Origin of the sequence: Salinivibrio sp. MA427, assembly GCF_001996115.1 — a bacterium.
In the GTDB taxonomy this organism is placed as follows: domain Bacteria; phylum Pseudomonadota; class Gammaproteobacteria; order Enterobacterales; family Vibrionaceae; genus Salinivibrio; species Salinivibrio costicola.
This window is the reverse complement of sequence record NZ_MUFH01000385.1, coordinates 1-2,014: the sequence shown is the minus strand read 5'-3', so window position 1 is coordinate 2,014 and position 2,014 is coordinate 1. Positions and strand designations below refer to the sequence as shown.

The 2,014-nt window shown below is 44.7% G+C and carries 2 protein-coding genes; both read left to right on the top strand.

From position 1 onward, the window contains the following. The coding region (locus tag BZG79_RS14780; RefSeq protein ID WP_242414212.1) for an ankyrin repeat domain-containing protein at positions 1-869 on the top strand (869 nt) is incomplete at its 5' end. 14 nt (positions 870-883) lie between these two features. Continuing rightward, complete coding sequence (locus BZG79_RS14775; protein ID WP_242414211.1) at positions 884-1,819, top strand: ankyrin repeat domain-containing protein; 936 nt, start codon at positions 884-886, stop codon at positions 1,817-1,819. Positions 1,820-2,014: the final 195 nt, after the last annotated feature.

Here is a 2,014-nt window from a genome sequence, read left to right as displayed (position 1 = left end):
AAGCAGGAGTGTTAAATATGTTCCGCAGTAAACCCTATCCAGAGGTCTTTTTTGAGGGAGAATTATTGGCCGTTGCCGAGGCGATTAAAGCCCATGATATCGATAAAGCAAAAGCATTGGCGGAAAAACTGCCAGCTATTGATGCGCCAGGCAACGAGAATTTTACCCTGTTAGCGTTTGCCGTCGCTGATACCAATATTCCAGCCATCAAGATGCTGATGGCGCTAGGGGCCGACCCCGCCGCTAAGTTCGGTGAAGGCGAGGAGGCACAGTCTGTGGCTTACTTTGCCATGTGGCGCAAAACGACAGATGCACTCAAAGCAATGCTGGAAGTTGGAATGGATCCAAATTTAACCGATGAATATGGTGAGACGCTGATTTTTGATGTGCCAGACCTAGAAGACAATGACGCGCTGAAATTGTTGGTTGAATTTGGCGCCGATGTGAATGCCAGAAATAGTCTCGGGGAAACGGTCCTATTCAAGTTCATTAGCGTTATGTTTGATGAAGCGCTCTATCTCTTGGAGAACGGCGCGGATCCCTTTGTGATGGAATGCTCGGGAATGACAGCTGCGTATTCAGTTCAAGTGTCATTAAATCGTATTGATCAATCCACCGATGCGTATCAAAAAATGCTGAGAATTCAACAAAAGATGATTGATCTCGGTGTAAAGTTTCCTGCTTTGACGCCATACGGAGAGCGTTTTAGAAACAATATTGTGTACTGTGTTAAGCCAAGAGGCTATCRCCCTCGCGAAGAGTGTGAAGAGGAAGGGACGCATCCTTATCTAAAACCGCAATCAGACGCATCTAAACGGCAGGATGAAAAGATACTGCGAGAGCGTTATGGCATTGACGCCAATCTATAAGCGAGGCCTATAAGGTGTTAAAGGTAATAGCCATCGGAATAGGGATTGTGCTTTTGCTCTGGGTAGCAAAAGCTGGCGCTTTTAATCTATACCGCAGTAAACCCTATCCAGAGGTATTTTTTGAGGGGGAATTATTAGCCGTTGCTGAGGCGATGAAAGCCCATGATATCGATAAAGCGAAAGCATTGGCGGAAAAACTGCCAGATATTGATGCTCACGGTAATGATCATTTTACTCTATTAGCCTTTGCTGTCGCTGATACCAATATTCCAGCCATCAAAATGTTGATGGCTCTGGGGGCCGACCCTGCCGCCAAAATTGATGACGCCGTGATAGCCGATACGGATGTTTCAGAAACGGTAGCGCATTTAGCAATGAGGCTTAAAACCACAGAGCCACTAAGAGCAATGTTGGAAGCTGGTATGGATACCGAAATAAAGAGAGGCAGTGGTACGCTAATTTTTGATGTGCCGGACCTAGAAGACAACGACGCGCTGAAATTATTGGTTGAGTTTGGCGCGGATGTAAATGCCAGAACCGGTGTAGGAAAAACACCGCTATTAGATTTCATCAGAGTAAACATGGATGAAGTGCTTTATCTCTTGGAGAACGGTGCCGATCCTTTTGTGATAGACAATGGTGGACTGAGTGCAGCCTATTCGGTTCAACAGTCACTAGATAGTATGGATAAATCCAGCGAAGCGTATCAAAAAATGCTGAAAATTCAGCAAAAAATGATTGCGCTCGGTGTACAGTTTCCCGCTTTGACACCATATGGAGAGCGTTTTAGAAACAATATTGTGTACTGTGTTAAGCCAAGAGGCTATCGCCCTCGCGAAGAGTGTGAAGAGGAAGGGACGCATCCTTATCTAAAACCGCAATCAGACGCATCTAAAAAGCAGGATGAAAAGATACTGCGAGAGCGTTATGGCATTGACGCCAAATTATAAATATTAACAGAGTCAGTTAGGCATTTTATATGGAAGATACGCATAAAACTCCCTTTGAAGTATTGTCACAATCAAAAGATAAACTGTTTTATTTTATTTTTGATGCTGTGCAAAATCCCGAAGCTAGAACATTCTGGGAAGCGATGGTGTCTGGCAACGATGTGGCGTGGGAGTATCTTTATCAGGGTACAGAGT